Here is a 394-nt window from a genome sequence, read left to right on the forward strand (position 1 = left end):
GCTCAATGCGCATGCCTGTAGCGGACATAGGGGTGAGAAATTCGCCGACTTCGCCGCTGTCTTCGATGGTGGCGGAAATCAATACGTAATCTAACGCCGGGGCCAACGAGGCAAACGATTTGCGCCCGCAGAGCACAAAGCGGCCATTGCGGAGGGCGGCTTTTGTTTCAGGTTTTCCGCCGCGCGCTGGGCTGCCGGTTGCCCGTTCGGAGTGGGCGCTGTTAATGAGCGCATGGCGTTTGACAACTTCTTCGGCCAAGCGGGCGAGCGTCGATTCCGGCCAGCGGCGGAGTAAAAACAGACGCATCAGAATGCTCGCGTGCCATCCGAACGACAAGGCGGTGGCGCCGCTGCCTTGAGCGAGCATTTCTTGCACAAGTACCAATTCATAAAG

Annotated in this window: 1 protein-coding gene; it reads right to left on the minus strand. The window is 58.9% G+C overall.

Annotation, left to right across the window (positions count from 1 at the left end; all coding sequences use genetic code 11):
• The coding region (locus tag ETC05_RS17550; RefSeq protein ID WP_483299802.1) for an acyl-CoA dehydrogenase family protein at positions 1-394 on the minus strand (394 nt) is incomplete at both ends.

The organism is Geobacillus sp. BMUD, from assembly GCF_013096845.1.
Classification (GTDB): domain Bacteria; phylum Bacillota; class Bacilli; order Bacillales; family Anoxybacillaceae; genus Geobacillus; species Geobacillus vulcani.